The sequence below is a fragment of the Calothrix anomala FACHB-343 genome, from assembly GCF_014696435.1.
In the GTDB taxonomy this organism is placed as follows: domain Bacteria; phylum Cyanobacteriota; class Cyanobacteriia; order Cyanobacteriales; family Nostocaceae; genus Aulosira; species Aulosira anomala_A.
Map to the genome: position 1 here is coordinate 1 of NZ_JACJQG010000051.1, position 18,105 is coordinate 18,105.

13 protein-coding genes, 1 tRNA gene and 1 rRNA gene are annotated in these 18,105 nt (G+C 41.0%); 10 read left to right on the forward strand and 5 right to left on the reverse strand.

Annotated elements, in window-relative coordinates; genetic code table 11:
- A 16S ribosomal RNA gene (locus tag H6G08_RS24905) occupies positions 1-106 on the reverse strand; the annotation flags it as partial.
- Positions 107-408: 302 nt separating this feature from the next.
- Here H6G08_RS24905 and glyQ point away from each other — a divergent pair.
- From glyQ to H6G08_RS24930, 5 genes are all read left to right on the forward strand, one after another.
- The gene (glyQ, locus tag H6G08_RS24910; protein ID WP_190547876.1) at positions 409-1,287 is read left to right on the forward strand and encodes a glycine--tRNA ligase subunit alpha; all 879 of its coding nucleotides are present in this window, start codon (positions 409-411) and stop codon (positions 1,285-1,287) included.
- Positions 1,288-1,403: 116 nt separating this feature from the next.
- Positions 1,404-1,883: a DUF4079 domain-containing protein gene (locus H6G08_RS24915; RefSeq protein ID WP_190547878.1), complete on the forward strand. Its 480-nt coding sequence runs from the start codon at positions 1,404-1,406 to the stop codon at positions 1,881-1,883.
- 130 nt (positions 1,884-2,013) lie between these two features.
- Positions 2,014-4,374 carry a ComEC/Rec2 family competence protein gene (locus H6G08_RS24920; protein WP_190547880.1) on the forward strand — a complete coding sequence of 787 codons (2,361 nt, stop codon included), beginning with the start codon at positions 2,014-2,016 and terminating at the stop codon, positions 4,372-4,374.
- Positions 4,375-4,714: 340 nt separating this feature from the next.
- Positions 4,715-4,799: transfer RNA gene (locus H6G08_RS24925), tRNA-Ser, on the forward strand.
- Between the two features lie 101 nt (positions 4,800-4,900).
- A protein-coding gene (locus H6G08_RS24930) for an IS1 family transposase (protein WP_190547882.1) occupies positions 4,901-5,592 on the forward strand; the annotation gives its coding sequence in 2 pieces (ribosomal slippage) (positions 4,901-5,222 and positions 5,222-5,592; 693 coding nt in all).
- Positions 5,593-5,802: 210 nt separating this feature from the next.
- Here H6G08_RS24930 and H6G08_RS24935 read toward each other — a convergent pair.
- Together H6G08_RS24935 and H6G08_RS24940 are read right to left on the reverse strand one after the other, a co-directional pair.
- Entirely contained in the window at positions 5,803-6,435 is a 633-nt protein-coding gene (locus tag H6G08_RS24935) for a Uma2 family endonuclease (RefSeq protein WP_190547884.1), read from the reverse strand.
- A gap of 1 nt (position 6,436) precedes the next feature.
- Positions 6,437-7,045, reverse strand: coding sequence for a hypothetical protein (locus H6G08_RS24940; RefSeq protein ID WP_190547886.1), 609 nt, complete (start codon positions 7,043-7,045; stop codon positions 6,437-6,439).
- 216 nt (positions 7,046-7,261) lie between these two features.
- Between H6G08_RS24940 and ilvD the strand changes: the two genes are divergently transcribed.
- Complete coding sequence (gene ilvD, locus H6G08_RS24945; RefSeq protein ID WP_190547889.1) at positions 7,262-8,950, forward strand: dihydroxy-acid dehydratase; 1,689 nt, start codon at positions 7,262-7,264, stop codon at positions 8,948-8,950.
- A 412-nt stretch (positions 8,951-9,362) separates the two neighbouring features.
- On the opposite strand, the gene H6G08_RS24950 is transcribed toward ilvD, so the two are convergent.
- Positions 9,363-9,584: a hypothetical protein gene (locus H6G08_RS24950; RefSeq protein ID WP_190547891.1), complete on the reverse strand. Its 222-nt coding sequence runs from the start codon at positions 9,582-9,584 to the stop codon at positions 9,363-9,365.
- An 813-nt stretch (positions 9,585-10,397) separates the two neighbouring features.
- Between H6G08_RS24950 and H6G08_RS24955 the strand changes: the two genes are divergently transcribed.
- Positions 10,398-12,602, forward strand: a complete 2,205-nt coding sequence (locus H6G08_RS24955; protein ID WP_190547893.1) for a choice-of-anchor I family protein — start codon at positions 10,398-10,400, stop codon at positions 12,600-12,602.
- A gap of 339 nt (positions 12,603-12,941) precedes the next feature.
- The gene (locus H6G08_RS24960) at positions 12,942-14,384 is read left to right on the forward strand and encodes an aromatic ring-hydroxylating dioxygenase subunit alpha (RefSeq protein WP_190547901.1); all 1,443 of its coding nucleotides are present in this window, start codon (positions 12,942-12,944) and stop codon (positions 14,382-14,384) included.
- A 236-nt stretch (positions 14,385-14,620) separates the two neighbouring features.
- Here the strand turns inward: H6G08_RS24960 and H6G08_RS24965 are convergent, their stop codons facing one another.
- Positions 14,621-16,294, reverse strand: coding sequence for a tetratricopeptide repeat protein (locus H6G08_RS24965; RefSeq protein ID WP_190547903.1), 1,674 nt, complete (start codon positions 16,292-16,294; stop codon positions 14,621-14,623).
- Positions 16,295-16,641: 347 nt separating this feature from the next.
- Here H6G08_RS24965 and H6G08_RS24970 point away from each other — a divergent pair, with 347 nt between their 5' ends.
- Together H6G08_RS24970 and H6G08_RS24975 are read left to right on the forward strand one after the other, a co-directional pair.
- Positions 16,642-17,448: an aldo/keto reductase gene (locus H6G08_RS24970; RefSeq protein ID WP_190547905.1), complete on the forward strand. Its 807-nt coding sequence runs from the start codon at positions 16,642-16,644 to the stop codon at positions 17,446-17,448.
- Positions 17,449-17,892 (forward strand): VanZ family protein, encoded by a 444-nt coding sequence (locus H6G08_RS24975; RefSeq protein ID WP_313942674.1) that lies wholly within the window; start codon positions 17,449-17,451, stop codon positions 17,890-17,892.
- The last annotated feature ends 213 nt before the right edge of the window (positions 17,893-18,105 follow it).

Genomic DNA, 18,105 nt, shown 5'->3' on the forward strand with positions numbered 1-18,105 from the left:
CGCGTTACTCACCCGTCCGCCACTAACTCCGAAGAGTCCGTTCGACTTGCATGTGTTAAGCATACCGCCAGCGTTCATCCTGAGCCAGGATCAAACTCTCCATTTTGAGTTTGTTTAGCTCTTGTTGACTGACTTAAACCTCAGTCTGGTTATTTTCTTTACTTGACGCAGGTATTTGTTATATACTGGCTTTCAAACTATAATATTTTCAAGGTTCGGTGTCCCTGACAACGCCGCTTTTTGCGCTCCGCTCTCAGGCACTTATCCAATATATCTACCCATACCGGGTTTGTCAACATGTTTGGCAAAAATATTTTTTGACTTTGTTTTGGCGTCCCAAAGCTCCTCACAGTGCTGGGTTTAGGTCACAATGGTTGATGCACTGTGCTGACTAAGGAAAGGTAGAGCGTGAATTTTCAGTCGGTAATAGCTTCATTGCATGAATTCTGGGGCAATCGCGGTTGCTTGATTGCCCAACCCTATGACATTGAGAAGGGAGCAGGTACTAAGAATCCCCATACTTTTTTAAGGGCTTTGGGGCCGGAACCTTGGGCGGTTGCTTATGTGGAACCTTGCCGTCGTCCTACTGATGGGCGCTATGGAGAGAACCCGAATCGCTTTCAATACTATTATCAGTATCAAGTTCTGATTAAACCTTCGCCAGATAATATCCAAGAGATATATCTTGATTCTTTGCGGGCGTTAGGTATTCGTCCTGAAGACCATGATATTCGGTTCGTGGAAGATAACTGGGAAGATGCGACTGTGGGCGCTTGGGGTACTGGTTGGGAAGTATGGTTAGATGGGATGGAAATTACTCAATTTACCTACTTCCAACAGTGTGGGGGAATTGATTGTCGTCCTGTGTCGATTGAGATTACCTATGGACTGGAGCGGTTAGCAATGTACCTTCAGCAGGTGGAAGCTATAACTAAAATCCAGTGGACGGATAACATTACTTATGGAGATGTGTTTCTCCAAGCGGAAATTGAACAGTGTACTTATAACTTTGAGGCGTCGAATCCAGAGATGCTGTTGACGCTGTTTAATTTATATGAGCAGGAAGCTACGCAGCTAACTGAGCGAGGATTGGTTTTACCTGGCTTAGATTATGTAATTAAGTGTTCCCATACTTTTAATTTGCTAGATGCGCGTGGTGTAATTTCGGTGACTGAGCGGACTCGCTACATTGGGAGAATTCGCCATTTGGCAAGGAAGGTGGCTACTTTATATGTTGAGCAAAGGGAGAAGTTGGGTTTTCCGTTGCTGAAAAATAGCGCCAGTTAACTATGCTAGAGGCTCACGCTGAGGATAAATAAAACTTGATACTGATCCGAAAAACCTCCCTATTTGAGGGAGGTTCGGTATTATTTTAGAGAATAAATACTGATACTGTGTGAGAAATGGTGAATTGGAGTGAGTTGTTAGAACCAATTGCTGCTTGGTTTCGTTCTTTTGGATTACCCTATCCCATTGTGCATTGGGGACATCCATTGATGATGGCGATCGTTGTGTTTGTGATGGGTAGCTTTGTCGCACTGGTTGGTTGGCGGGGAAGATTGGCTGAGGATAAAGATGTTGCAATTAAAAGCCGCAGCGATCATCGTAAACTTGCACCTTGGCTATTTTTCTTTCTGGCGGCGGGTTATACAGGTGGGGTGCTGTCTTTGGTGATGCAGCATCAGCCAATTTTGGAAAGTCCTCATTTTTTGACAGGTTCAATAGTGCTATTGCTGCTGTTGATTAATGCTGCAATTTCTTTGAGTGGATTTGCTGGAGATAAAGCAGTATTACGTACTATTCATGCTTATTTAGGTAGTGCAGCAATTTCTATTTTGTTTCTCCATGCTTTCTTAGGCTTTAATTTGGGTACATCTTTTTGATACAGTTATGGCAAAAAGTTCTATAAATTAAGCCAGTGCTTTCTAAGACTAAATTCACTGGTTCTCAAAATGAAGCCCGCAAATGCGGGTTTCATTTTATAGTTCAGAAAATATTTGTATATAAATTCTTATGGTTCAGGCTGGCGGTGTAATTATCTGTGTTGGCTATATTCTAGGGCTGCTATTTACAGCTGTACCTTGGGGTGGTGTTGGGATTTTGCTTTTGGGAATTTTGAGTGCGGTTGTGTTGCGAAGACGTTATCTCAATTTAAGAAAAATTCCGCAAAAATCAGATAATGGGGGGATGAAAACTAAGCTCCAATCTGGGATTGGACAAAATACTCCCGATCCGAGAATATTGCTAGCTGCTGGGTTGGTGGGTTTGCTGGCTAGTTTCTATTTTCAATGGCGAGTACCTGTACCGGGAGCAAAAGATATTAGTAATTTTGTGCCGCCAGGAAATAATAGTAATCAAGAACAATTGGTGATTGTGCGTGGTGTGGTTGCCAGTACACCACGTTTGACTCGCAGTCAGCGAGGACAGTTTTGGTTAGATGCGACTCAGCTTGATGAAGTGAAGAAGGATGATGGCCCTGCTGGGGTAAGTAAGGGAGTCACTGGTAAATTATATGTGACAGTGCCGATACTACGGGCGACTGGTTTATATCCTGGTCAACAAATTGCGATTACGGGAGTTTTATATAAACCGAAAGCAGCAGCAAATCCTGGTGCTTTTGATTTTCAAAAGTTTCTGAAACAGGAGGGTGCGTTTGCAGGTTTGACAGGGAGACAAATTAATATTTTAGATGAGGAGCAGCGTAAATGGGGTTGGTGGCAAGTTAGGGAACGAATTGTGCGATCGCAAGTTCGTGGTTTAGGTATCCCGGAAGGGCCATTGGTCAGTGCAATGGTATTAGGTAGTAAAGCTGTTGATTTACCTTATGATATCCGCGATTTGTTTGTCCAGGCAGGTTTGGCTCATGCTTTAGCAGCTTCGGGATTTCAGACTTCGTTAATTTTGGGTGTGATATTACAACTGACAAGGCGAGCAAATAAGGGAACCCAATTAATTCTCGGTAGTTTAGGGTTGATTATTTTCCTGAGTTTAACAGGTTTTCAGCCTGCGGTTTTAAGAGCGGTAATTATGGGTTTTGCTGCTTTGGTGGGATTGGCTTTAAAACGGAAGGTGAAACAATTCGGCTCGCTGGTAATGGCGGCGACTTTATTATTGTTATTTAATCCTTTATGGATTTGGGACTTAGGGTTTCAACTGAGTTTTTTAGCGACGCTAGGATTAATTGTGACGGTACCGCCAATAGTGCAACGTTTGGGTTGGTTACCACCTGCGATCGCTTCTTTGATTGCTGTTCCTTTAGCTGCAACTATTTGGACTTTACCATTGCAACTGTTTGTGTTTGGGGTTGTACCATCTTATAGTTTATTACTTAATATTATTAGTACGCCTTTAATTTCTGTTTTGAGTATAGGCGGAATTATTAGTGCTTTAGCAGCATTAGCTTGGCCAGCAGGGGGGAGTTTTTTGGCTGGGTTTTTGCAATACCCCAGTGATTGGTTAATTAATTTAGTGGGATTTTTTAGCAAGTTACCAGGAAATTCTTTAGCTGTTGGGAGTATTTCTCCTTGGCAAATGCTGGCTCTTTATACAATTATTTTACTGGTGGTGTGGGTGCGTTGGTGGCGGCAACGTTGGTGGTTTGCAAGTTGCATTGCTTTAGGTTTGGTGCTGATTCCTGTTTGGCATTCTGCTAACAATTTATTTAGGATTACTGTACTCGCAGCAGGTGAAGAGCCAGTTTTGGTCATTCAAGACCGAGGAACAGTTACTTTAATTAATAGTGGTGATGAAGGTACTGGACGCTATACAATTTTACCGTTTTTACAACAGCAAGGTGTTAATCAAGTTGATTGGGCGATCGCAACTGAGTTCCAAGAGCATGAAAATAGTGGTTGGCTAGAGGTAATGCAACGATTACCAATCAAAAGCTTTTTTAGTTATCCTCCCAAACCAGAAAATGTCCTGGAAACCCAGGTAATTCAACAGGAACTACAAAAGCGTCAGGCTATTTTTCAACCTTTGACTGTTGGTCAAGCAATTACGGCTGGCCCGGTAGTGGCGCAGTTAGTCAATAACCAGTTACCAATTTTACAATTGCAAGTTCAAGGGCAAAATTGGTTACTCGTAGGTAACATGAAGTTGAAGGAAATACAGCAGCTAGTTCAATCAGGAGCTTTAGCGCGTCCGCAGGTGCTGTGGTGTGTACCTGAATCTTTGAAAGATTTGGTTTTGGCTTTACAACCACAAGTGGCGATCGCATCTTCTGCTAATCTGGAACCTAAAGTGTTGTCGGAACTGAGCCAAAGTCAGACGAAACTGTTCTTTACAGGACGGGATGGTGCTATTCAATGGACGCCGAATAGTAATTTTGAAGCTTTTATTCAGGCGACAGAAAGCAAGTCTTCGGTTTTATAAGGGTATTGAGGTCAAAAGAGGCAGGGGAGCAGGGAGCAGGGAGCAAGGGGGAAGACTGAAACGGAAGCTCAGACTCCGCCGAAGTTCGAGCGCCTTTCCAAGGCGGGGCTTGTCTGCAACACGCTTTTCGCGTTCATACCCATGTTCTACTTTGCTCCAGGGCAGAGGAGAAGGAGCATTCACCCTGCCCCCTGCCCCCTTCCCCTCTGCTTCTTCGGTTGCTGAGGGCGATCGCTTTTTTGATTGTCATGTTATAATATATTAGGATATACTTTGGCATTTCCAATAATTCACAGGTTTTAAATAGAGAAAATACGCTCTAGTCTGTGAAGCAATACCTGGAGAGGTGGCAGAGCGGTTGAATGCGGCACACTCGAAATGTGTTTTGGGGCAACTCAACGGGGGTTCGAATCCCCCCCTCTCCGTTTTTTTGGATGAATAGATTAAGGGTTTGGAAAGTTTATAGTAGGTAATCTATACTTTTTGTGGCGTTGCATAATAGAGGGATGAATTTAGGTGCGCTACTGTGAATTGTCCATACTGCGGCTCTACTGAGATTAGGAAAAATGGCTGGCGACGAGGTAAACAGAATCACATCTGTACTAATTGCGATCGCCAATTCATTGATATCTACAGCCCACCAAAAGGATACTCAGATGAGAAGAAAATAGAATGCTTAAAAGCATACGTTAATGGTGCAGGCTTTAGAGCAATTGAACGTCAAACAGGGATTCATCACACGACGATAATTAACTGGGTAAAACAAATCGGCGAAAAGTTGCCGGAGGCACCGCCAACAGATAAAATACCATCCGTTGGGGAATTAGATGAACTAGAAACTTTTGTGCGGTCAAAAAAAACAAAATTTGGATATGGACGGCGTTAGACCACTTTAATAGGGGAATTTTGGCTTGGGTTGTAGGAGACCATAGTGCAGAAACCTTTAAACCTTTATGGAATATTGTTAGCCTCTGGGGATGCTATTTTTACGTCACAGATGGATGGCCTGTTTACGCTAGTTTCATTAACCCAGGAGACCATATTATTAGCAAAACATATATGACACGAGTAGAAGGAGAAAATACACGTTTACGCCATTATCTGGCACGTCTACATCGCAAAACATTATGTTACTCCAAATCTGTAGATATGCTTAAGCTATCAATTAAATTGTTACTACATTCCCTGAAGTATGGAGAAATACCCGTATTTAGCTAATTCATCCCGCATTTATGCAACGCCCTTTTTGTTTTTGAAGCTGCACAAAATTAAACTTTTATTTAACGCAAAGGTACGCAGAGTTTTTCAGTTCCATATCTCCCAAAATAATTATGTGCATCTTCATTTTGACCATTGACTGTTGACTTTTGAGCACCCTTGTGAGATTTTTTGTGTTCGGTGCGTAAGTCCTATTATCATTACTTCTAGCTATCCTATCTTGTTGCTCACCCAGTAGCGAAAGGATTTTAGCAAAGCAATTTCGCCCATAGTTTTACTCTGCTGTATAAATCTGCTGATATCGCTCACAGATATTAGGGGGAAAGCAAGACTAAATTCACGCTCAATATATTTCCCCTCTAGTAATTCATAAAAATTTAAATTTTTTCCGTCATATCTCCAGAGTTCAGGTATACCTAGTGCTGAATAAATCCTGAATTTGTTGATTGAACTGCTGGTAATATCAATTTCAATTGCTAAGTCCGGTGGTGGATCGGTTTCTAAATTTATTGTTTCTCTTCCCCTGACTCTCGGCTCATTTTGTATATAATAGCAATTGTCTGGCTCTATACCTCTATTTGCTAATCGATTTTTCAATGTTGTAGAACCAGCACTTTTAATTTCTATTGCTAATTCTTCTACTATCACCAAAATCAAGCGATCGAATTGAATTTTGGGGTTTTCATGTTCAAACAGTGGGGTCATAATTTCTAAAGTGCCGCAGTCATAAGCAAATCTAGAGCCTCTGTCTTCACCTGTATCTCTTAATAAGGCTTCAAAGGTTTCCCAGCTAATGTTATGTAGCACGGTTCTTTGTTCAGCAGAAGTTGACTGGATGAGCATACTAAAATACTTCTTCTGTGAGAAGAGTAGATAATATTCCTAAAATCTTACCTATATCATTAATATAATATTCGCTCAAATCAATCTCAACAACTTTTTCTACCAGCTTTAAAAATTTCCAATTAGTTCCAGTTGTCACGGTACCGTAAATTGTCTGGATATTATTTTCTTCACGTTCATTAAATAATTGCGCTGCGATCATTTCTGATACACATTGACCTAAACCTGCATTGAGATTTTCTTTTTTGGCTTCGACAATGGTAATTACTGGGGCATTAAGAATTAGTAATTCTGGAGAACGGCTAATAATAAAATCACAATTTCCGTTTAATCCTTGGATGGGATCTACAGAAAAATCAATTCCTGAAAACAAACTTATTTGATTATTTAGATATTTTCTGACAGCTATTAAAATAGGCGCAATAATCATTTCTGAACGAGATTTTTCGGTGTTGCTGGCAAGAGCTAGGGGTACATTTTCTTGTAATATTTCTGCGAGTAATGGCGGACAAGTTATTTCGGGAATGGAGGCGAAAATATTAATTTTGTCAGCAATAGTTAAGTTAAAGGTTTTTCTGACTCGGTCTAATGTAAAGTCGCTGTAAGACATGTTATTTTTTCTTATAAATTATCTACATAATTAAATTGTGCCAATTCTTTGACCAAGAGAACAGGAAAATAGCAGAATTTTGGCTGTTGAGTTGTTTGTATTCTGTGTCTGATTACCTGTTGATGTAGCGATCGCTCAATGCAAAAATTCCCCTACATGAGACAATCAGAGAACAGAATCGCAACTGTTGCGATGAGAGACATAGAAGGAAATAAGATGTCTGAGAATTTGAGAAGCCAGGTTGTAACGCAAGGGGTGCAGCGATCGCCTAACCGCGCTATGCTGCGTGCAGTTGGGTTTCAAGATGAGGATTTCAAAAAAGCCATTGTTGGTATTGCCAATGGTTACAGTACAATCACCCCTTGTAATATGGGGATTAATCAACTGGCGCAAAGGGCTGAGTCTGCTGTAAAAACAGCTGGTGCAATGCCACAAATATTCGGCACCATTACTATTAGTGATGGGATTTCGATGGGAACCGAAGGGATGAAATATTCCCTGGTTTCGCGGGAAGTAATTGCAGATTCGATTGAAACCGCCTGTACCGGACAAAGTATGGATGGTGTGCTGGCGATTGGCGGATGTGATAAAAATATGCCAGGGGCGATGTTAGCGATCGCGCGGATGAATATTCCGGCGATTTTTGTGTATGGGGGTACGATTAAACCGGGACATTATAATGGACAGGATTTAACTGTTGTCAGTTCTTTTGAAGCTGTAGGGCAATATAGTGCTGGTAAAATTAGCGAGAATGAACTGTTAGAAGTGGAACGTCGTGCTTGTCCTGGTGCGGGTTCCTGTGGTGGGATGTATACAGCTAATACCATGTCTTCGGCTTTTGAAGCGATGGGTATGAGTTTACCTTATTCTTCCACAATGGCAGCGGAAGATGCGGAAAAGGCTGACAGTACAGAAAAATCTGCGTTTGTTTTAGTCGAGGCGATTCGCAAACAACTTTTACCCCGCCAGATTATCACCCGCAAATCAATCGAAAATGCGATCGCTGTCATTATGGCTGTGGGTGGTTCGACAAATGCAGTTTTACATTTTCTGGCGATCGCCAACGCTGCTGGTGTAGAACTAACATTGGATGACTTTGAAGTTATTCGCGCTAAAGTACCAGTATTGTGCGATTTAAAACCCAGTGGTAAGTATGTAGCTACGGACTTACACAAGGCTGGCGGTATTCCCCAAGTGATGAAAATGCTACTGCTGCATGACTTATTACATCCAGATTGCATTACTATTAGTGGGCAAACAATTGCAGAGGTACTGGCAGATATACCAGATGAACCACCTGCAAACCAAGATGTGATTCGTCCTTGGAATAACCCGATGTATGCTCAAGGACACTTGGCAATTCTGAAAGGCAATCTTGCCACAGAAGGGGCTGTAGCTAAAATCACAGGGGTGAAGAAGCCAACCATTACCGGCCCGGCGAGAGTATTTGAATCGGAAGAATCCTGTTTAGATGCAATTTTGGCAGGTAAAATTAAAGCTGGTGATGTCATTGTCATCCGCTATGAAGGCCCTAAAGGCGGGCCGGGAATGCGAGAAATGTTAGCCCCCACATCTGCAATTATTGGTGCTGGGTTAGGCGATGCGGTGGGATTAATTACCGATGGGCGGTTCTCTGGCGGTACTTATGGTATGGTAGTCGGGCATGTGGCACCAGAGGCGGCTGTTGGTGGTGCGATCGCTCTTGTGGAAGAAGATGATAGCATCACAATTGATGCCCCTGCACGTTTATTACAGTTGAACATTTCCGATGAAGAATTAGCACGGCGACGGGCTAATTGGCAACCTCCCGCACCTCGGTATACTAAAGGGGTACTGGCTAAATATGCGAAATTAGTTGCTTCTAGCAGTCTCGGTGCGGTAACGGATTTGGATTTGTTTAATTAATTCTCGATTATTTTGGCTTTGGAAGCAGCATTTTTGCACCTATTTTTAGGATTTAGGCTGGCTGCTTCCTTTCTTCATGGTTTTATACCACATGGGTCAAAATGCGCTAGTGCTTTGTCTCATTAATTATGTGGGGTAAGTTTCTTCTTCTTGTCTCTTCCTTCGAGTACTTCGTGTCTTCGCGGTTCGTTTTTTACCACTCAAAATTAATCGGACAGACCACTAACTTTATTATTTACACATATTGAAGACTCATTTTTATATTTTTAGTAAAGAGAAATAGCGATCGCTTTCTCATTTATCGAAATCAAGTACTCGTTTTCCTGTTTTCAGAAAGCAAAAAGCTATTTTACTTTCTCGTTAAGCCTTAACGAGTTCTCATTATTGTGTTTTCCGCAAGTAAAATACCATTTCACCTACTCATTAAGCCATATCGCTTACTTGTTTCGGTAAATCGCGCACTCGTTTTGGTGTTTTCCGCAGGTGAAAAGCCATATCGCTTACTTGTTTCGGTAAATCGCGCACTCGTTTTGGTGTTTTCCGCAGGTGAAAAGGTAGATTGCTGGCTCAAAAATGGCGATTTTTGATAATTAGCTGCTGTGTAGCTACCTTTTATCGTTTTTGGCAATCGCATTTATGATAAAAACAAATTAGGTATATAAAAGCACTCATACATCAGATATTTTCCATAGGCTATGGCATTGCTCATTTGTGTCAACTTAAGCTTAGATGCATACAGCGTAAGTCTTTGGGGTTCTCTCTTTTTGCACCATAAACTTTCGATCCCCCCTAACCCCCCTTAAAAAAGGGGGGAAAAAAATCAAAGTCCCCCTTTTTAAGGGGGATTTAGGGGGATCGAATTTAAGCAACAAAGCCTTTCACGTTAAGTTGACACCAATGGGGCATTGCTGTGCCGTATAGAATATTTTTTAATGAACCGCCAAGACGCCAAGTACGCCAAGGATAAGAGAAAAAGACGGAGAGTTTGTAAATTTCACAGATGATTGAGGATTGGCATATCACTTAATTAGTAATAGAAATGGCTGGATGAAATAAAAGTAAAAAATTACAGTAATTTTAATTTAAAAGGTTATTTATAAATATCTCGTAAATTTTGGGTTAAATAATCTTTTCTTAACCTGCCATCAGTAGATTTACTGTAGGGTGAAAAAATAAATTGATTGAATAATCAAACTCTACTTTTTTGGTAGTGTAAATCAAAACACCTGAGTTTATTACGACCTATTTTCCAATAGGGCGTTGTTTTCTACGCCCTAATTAATCATTTTAAACCTTTGGTGAAACTGAGCTAATTTTCACTATTTATGCATGTGTCTGATTACATAGCAATCTGATTTTGTTACTTGATTTGTTAGTTGCAGGTTTGGAAAAATTCTAGAAAAATACAGACTAATTATTAGTTCAATTAATCAGGAGATTTGTAATTATGACGCTTAATTCCGGCGATACTTTTAGCAAAAATTACAACGTTTTAGCAAAAGTTGGTGGCTTTACTAGTAGTAATGGGGCGGAAATTTCTGCTTTCGATCCACAAAGCGATCGCTTGTTTGTAGTTGCAGCTAATACGGTTGAAACTTACAGCCTCAGCAATACAGGAACAGTTAGCTTAATTAGTGCGTTAACTCCAGGATTTACTCTAGATGCATTTACACAGGCTATTCCTAATAGTGTAGCTGTCAGCAATGGTATTGTTGCAGTCGCTTACGCCATTGTGAACAGCACCACCAACGCCCAACAAATAGGAAAGGTAAGTTTTTACAACGCCGCCGATGGTACGTTTTTAAACTCGGTGGCGGTTGGTGCTTTACCTGATATGTTGACTTTTACCCCCGATGGGAAAAAAGTATTGGTAGCTAATGAGGGGGAACCCAACAGCTACGAACAAGCAAATTCTGTAGATCCTGAAGGTTCTGTGAGTATTATCGACCTTTCAGGAGGCTTGGGGAATGCAACTGTTACCAATGCCACATTTACTAGTTTTAATGATAAAATTGACCAGCTAAAAGCCGCAGGAGTAAGGATTACCGGGCCTGGTGCTACAGTAGCACAGGATTTAGAACCAGAATATATTGCGATTTCTGGTGATGGGAAAACGGCGCGGATTACATTACAAGAAAATAATGCGATCGCAGTTTTGGATATTGCTAGCGCCACGATTACCGATATTCTGCCATTAGGAGCGAAAGATCATAGTTTACCGGGTAATGGGTTGGATACAAGCGATCGCGATTCCAAGATTAATATTCAAAACTGGCCTGTATTTGGATTGTATCAGCCAGATGCGATCGCTAGTTTCACTGTTAACGGACAGACTTACTACATCACCAGCAACGAAGGTGACGCCCGTGACTATGTAGAATTTAGCGAGGAAATCCGCGTAGGTGCTGGTGGATATTTCCTCGATCCCACCATTTTCCCCAATGCTGCAACTCTCAAGCAAGCTGCCAACTTGGGACGATTAAACGTCACAACTGCTACAGGCGATACTGATGGTGATGGCGACTTGGATCGGATTGAGGCTTTTGGGGCGCGTTCCTTTTCAATTTGGGATGGAAATGGTAAACAAGTTTTTGATAGTGGCGATCAACTCGAACAAATCACAGCTACCTTAGTTCCAAATTTATTTAACTCCGAGGGTTTGGTTGCTGGTTTTGACACCCGCAGCGATAATAAAGGGCCGGAACCAGAAGGTGTAGCTGTAGGTGTAATTAATAACCGCACTTATGCTTTTATTGGCTTGGAACGGATTGGTAATATCATTGTCTATGATGTGACAAATCCTCAGCAGCCAACTTTTGTTGAGTATATTCATACACCAGAAGATATTAGCCCCGAAGGCTTAACTTTTATCTCTGCGGCTGATAGCCCCACAGGGAAGCCTTTATTAGTCACGACGAATGAAGTTAGCAAAACTGTAGCTGTATTTGAAGTTACACCACCAAATCATATTACTGGTACATCGCGTAACGATCGCCTTAGAGGTACAGAAGGCGTTGATATTATTCAAGGTTTAGCGGGTAGAGATTCCCTAAGCGGTGGTAACGGTAATGATATTCTTTATGGCGGTGCAGGTAAGGATGTTTTAAACGGCGGAAATGATGATGATATTCTCTACGGAGATGAAGATCATGATACCTTACTAGGCGGGCTGGGAAATGACAGTTTAGCTGGTGGTATTGGTAGCGATCGCTTAGAAGGTGGAGACGGTAACGATAAACTGTATGGTAATGACGGCAGAGATAACTTAATCGGTGGAAATGGTGATGATTGGCTAGTAGGCGGTAAAGGAAAGGATAGCTTAACTGGTGGTAGAGGTAGCGATCGCTTTTACTTAACTATAGATAGTATTGGCGAGTATGATAAAATCACTGACTTTAAGCCAACTATAGATACTATCGTCATCTCCAAAGCAGAATTTGGTTTGACTCAAGATATACATACCCTACTAGATACCAGCTTGTTTAGATTAGGTAAAACAGCTACAACAGCAAGCGATCGCTTTATCTACGATCGCAACAAAGGTAACCTATTCTTTGATGCAGATGGAATTGGTGATACAGCGCAAATTCAAATCGCCCAATTATCGAACAAAGCAGCACTTACCAGTAGCGATATTACTGTAATCGCTTAATTAATGCACAATCCATCGTCAGGGCTGTTGACAGCCCTAGGGACTGTTTTCAAACCCTAAACTAAACTTCAATGTAGGTTGGGTTGAGGAACGAAACCCAACATTTACGTTACTTCGTTGGGTTGCCTTCACCTCAAGCAACCTACTTTTGGAGTTTGAAAATACGCCCTAACCCCTATAAATAAATGTTGGGTTTCGCAAAGCCTCAACCCAACCTACAAATAAGTCTAATTTAGAGTTTGAAAACACACCTAGCCCCTAACCCCTTCACAATCGTGCTTCAAAAATTGTTACATTTTGTATAGATGGACGATTAAATCTTGATTAAAAACTCCCACCATGTCTAACACTGTTTTACAGTCAGAGGAAAAGCCTCTGAACGTAACATCTGCAACTCAAGCATTACAAGAGCTTCCTGCTGGTGGGCGCGATCCAGAGCGCTTTGATTTGCAAGAGGTTTGGTATCCTGTACATTACATTGAAGATTTAGATAAAACACAACTAACTCGCTTCACTTTACTAGAGCGCGATCTGGTGTTGTGGTGGGATCAAAATGCACAGACTTGGCGAGCTTTTGTAGACCAATGCCCGCACCGATTAGCGCCACTATCGGAAGGTAGAATTAATGAGAGTGGCTGGCTAGAATGTCCTTATCATGGCTGGGCTTTTTCGGGGACGGGTAAATGTGAAGTCATTCCCCAACAAAGAGAAGGCGGAAAAGCGGAAGTTTCTCAACGCGCTTGCGTGAATTCCCTACCTACTACAGTGCGTCAAGGGCTGTTGTTTGTCTATCCTGGTAATCCAGAAAATGCCGCCCAAACCAAAGTTCCCGTTGTTGATGTTTTAGAAGAAAATACTGAAGGCTGGGTATGTCTCAATACATTTCGTGACATTCCCTACGATGCCCTGACGTTGATGGAAAACGTCTTAGATTCCAGTCATATACCTTACACTCACCACCGCACCGTTGGTAACCGGGCGACTGTGTCGGCGGTAGATTTAGAAGTTGTCGAATCTGGGAAATGGGGATTTAAAGGAATTTGGGAAGAAGGCCCCCGCAAAGGAACTTTAGGAAAACAAGATACCATCTTTATTGCTCCTGGCTTAATGTGGCATGACTTGACTTCTAAGCAATTTGGGAGAACCCTGACAGTAGTTTATGCTACTCCTATCCGCAAAGGCGAATGTCGGTTATTTGCCCGCTTTCCCTTCAAGTTCTCCGCTAAATTACCGGGGCTATTTATTAAGCTGACTCCGCGCTGGTACTCGCACCTGAATCAAAACGGCGTTTTGGAAGACGATCAAATTTTCCTACATTATCAGGAAAGGTACTTAGAGCAACTGGGCGGCAGTGCTAATTTTAACAAAGCTTTTTACTTGCCGACTAAAGCCGATGCCTATGTCTTTCAATTACGTTCTTGGGTGAATCAATATAAAGTTGATGCCTTTCCGGGCAAAACTTTGTCACCACCGTTACCCAAGGAAGCATTACTAGATAGGTATCATTCCCACACAGAAAAATGCGCCAGTTGTCGCACCGCTTTACGCAACTTACAACGCTTGCGACTGGGATTAGCTGTGGTGACGGCGGTAATTTGGGCGTTGCTACCTTTATTGGTGGCGGTTCAGAGTCAGGTGTCGGTGTTAACTGTGGCGATTGGCAGTTTGGGAGTTTTGCTGGGTGGGGGAATTTGGTTAGCCTTGGGTAAGTTGGAGAGACGATTTTATCAAGGAAAGGAAACGCCACCGCGTAATTTACCGGAGAAAGGGAGAAAGAAATAAACCTGCACAAGGGCGGGGAAACCCCGCCCCTACGGGAATCTTGATTACGTATCGGAACGCGGATTGGTATTAAATGGGTATGAAAAAATGCGATCGCAAATTTAACCAATGCAAGTGCTGATATAGAAAATTTATTCGCAAATGTAACAAATACGAGTGCCAAATCTATGATTGCGAGTGCAAAAGTAACAAATGCGATCGCCAAATCTGTAACTGCACTCGCAAATGACTATTGACTATTGACTATTGACTATTGACAAATTAAGAATTTCTTCCACCGATACCCCCAAAATCTCAGACATCGCTACTAATAAACTCTCATCTTGAGTAACTTGAAAGAAACGGGTAAGATTACGCAGACAAAGTTCTAAATTATGGCGATCGCTAAATTCGGTTGTAATCTGTAAAGCTTGTAGATAATTGGTTTTCGCGGCTTCTAGTTCGCCTAATTCTTCCGCAACTCTACCCAGTTGAAAGTAAGTACCTGCACAATTTTGGCGATCGCCTGATGCGATTTTGATATCCAAAGCTTGTTGATAATTTTGCCTTGCTTGCTCATATTCCTGCAATTTTTGGGCAAGACTGCCTAAATTATGGTATATGCGGGCAGAAAAATTGCGAGCTTCCGCAGGAAGAGCTTCGCTAACGCCAATTTCGTCAAAAATATCCAAAGCTTGTTGATAATGGCTTCTAGCTGGTTCGTATTCGCCCAACTGTTGCGCAACTATTCCTAACAGGTGGTGAGTACGGGCGCATTCATAGCGATCGCTAAATTCGCTAAAAATTTCTAAAGCCTGTTGAAAATTCTGTCTAGCTTGTGGATATTCGCCCAATGCTTGAGCAACTATTCCCAATTGGTTGTAAGTACCGGCACATTCATACCGAGCTTCCGAAGGAAGAGCTTCGCTAACGCCATATTTAATGTTAATATCTAAAGCTTGTTGAAAATTGCGCTTTGCCTGGGGATAATCGCCCAATTCTTGGTAAACTCTTCCTAACTGATGATAAGCAGCAGCTTGCCATATTTGTTTTTGTTTGTCTTCTACATTTTCTAAAGCTGCATAAATTTTTAAAGTCTTTTCATAAGATTTTCGCGCTTTTTGATATTGCTTGGCATCTAATTGATAACTTCCACATTTCTCAATTGCAAATGCTACTTGGTAGCCTAATTTACTTTTAATAAATTTATTAGGATATTTTTCTAGATGTTGACAAACTAATTCTGCCAACTTCAGGTTACTTGCGCGATCGCTAATTGACTCCAAGTATGTATCCAAACAAAAATAAATATTAATACCTACTTGTTTATCTACACAAATTTGCAAAGCATTGTAGAGATTTTCATATTCTAATCTACAGAAAAATAGCCCTAATTCCCGTTCTTCATCATCTTGAGATTCCATCAAATGTTGATAGGAAATAGCCAAACCTTGATAGTGGTTTTTAAATCCTTCACGTAAAGTTGAACGGATAACTTGATTGATACGATCTAGCTGAGATTGCAAAAAATCAGGCAATTCAGGATGAATCATCAAAAAGCGTCCATCGTCATCCATTGCTGCTAGCAACCTAGATTTTATTCCCTGTTGAATAGCGGCGTTGAATTGATCGAAAGGATAATCTTGTAATGGCTCAAAAATCTTTAATTGCTCGATATAGTTAGGAATATCTGATTTATCGATAAACTTATTAAACTCAGCTAAACACAGCAGTAATTTTTGTGATGTTGATGATAAATTACTATAAGCATATTCTAAATAGGGTAAACTACTTTCTGGTTTCTCTTCACCCCATGTATCTAAATCGATAATATCTAAACCCTGATTAGCAAACCCATATTCTGTGAATGAGAATTGATACTGATTGCTAAAAGCTTGCCTATATTTTTTTTCTTCTTCTGCTGTAAACATGGAAATCAACCTGAAAAACTACTGTCAATAGTCAATAGTCAATAGTCAATAGTCAATAGTCAATAGTCAATAGTCAATAGTCAATAGTCAGTAGTTATTGGTAAGGGTTGGAAGATTATTGATATTTATTAAGATAATTGTGTTTATTTAGACTGATTTACTTAATTTTCTCAGAGGTTGCATCTTAACGCTCTCAGACTGAAAGCTTCAGACTCAACAAACAAACCTTACCTACGCAGGCTAATTATATGCATCTTCATCAATAATTGGTATAACTGCTCGCTGTAACTTTTAACAATAGCTGCTGATACTTTTATTGTCATATATTACACAGGATAAACTTAAGCATGGAAATAGTTACTAAACAGGGGAAAAAAGCCAGTATTCTTGGTTTAGCGGCACAATCGCAGCTAGATGCTACTTCTATTTCACTAGCATTTGCAGCAGGAATTAATTATTTTTTCTTTTATAGTTTAGAATCGGAAAACTTTCTCGATGGCTTAAAATCCCTGCTTAAAGACAGACGCGAACAGGTTTTAGTCGCAACTGGCAGCGAAAACCGAGATATTAATGCTTTGCGTGGTTACCTTGACTCGGTGCGCCATCGTCTTGATGTTGATAGCCTGGATGTGTTTTTTATTGAATATGTCTTTCCAGGTGATGATAGCAAACAAATTCAAGTAGTGCTGGAAGAATTGCGATCGCACCAAGAAACAGGAACAATCCGCTATGTAGGAGTCACTACCCATAATCGACCGATTGCTGTAGAACTAATTCAGCAACAGCAGTGTGACATCTTAATGCATCGTTATAACATGGCGCACCGCAAAGCCGAAACCGATGTTTTACCAACCGCTCAACAAGCTAATATTCCTGTAATCGCTTTTACTTGTACGCGCTGGGGTTCCCTACTTACCAAGCATCCTACATCGGAAATGGAACCACCCACCGCCGCAGATTGTTATCGTTACGCGCTCAATCATCCAGCTGTCACTGTGGCGCTTACCGCACCCAAAACTCCCCAGGAATTGCAAGCAAATATCAGCGTTTTAAATGCTCCCCCTCTCTCCCCTGAAGAAATCGCACGCTGGCGGGAATATGGCGATTTAATTTATGGTACAGGGCAAGATGCTTTTGATACCCAATGGGTTTAATTGCGGAAAGCTGGATTTAGTTTATGTAGTAATAAATCATACCAGTTGCAGAATGCGATCGCTATGAGAACTAATCGTCCTTGGATATTTATATTTTGGGTTTACTTAGGGATTTTAATGTCCATTTCCCTATCAGCTTATTTAAGAATCATTCCTACTGAAATTGCCCAATTTCCTCATTACGATACAATTTTGCATTTTCTGTTATTAGGTATCGCCGCATTTGTCAGCCATTTAGCCTTTAACAAAGCTAAATTTAACATTGGTAATATTGCTCTACCAATTGCGCCGATGATTGTTATATTGTTGTGTCTAATTGACGAAATCATTCAACATTTCGTCCCTTATCGTTCAGCCGATCCAGTAGATTTAATAGCTGACCTTTGCGGTATTGTATTATTTACTTGGTTAGCAGAAAAGAAAAAATTAACTAGGTCGGCGTAATTTAATATAACTGGTAAAGGCTATCATTAGTCATTAGTAAGGGATTAAAGTCTATTTACCTTTTGTAATATACAGGACTTACGCAAAAATTTTCCAGTTGATTGTTGACTGTCAACCGTTAACAGTCAACAACCCTACAGCTAATATTCCGAAATCCTCATTTAATTAATTTATAGCTCATTCTCCGCGTACCTCCGCGCTTACCTTCGCGCC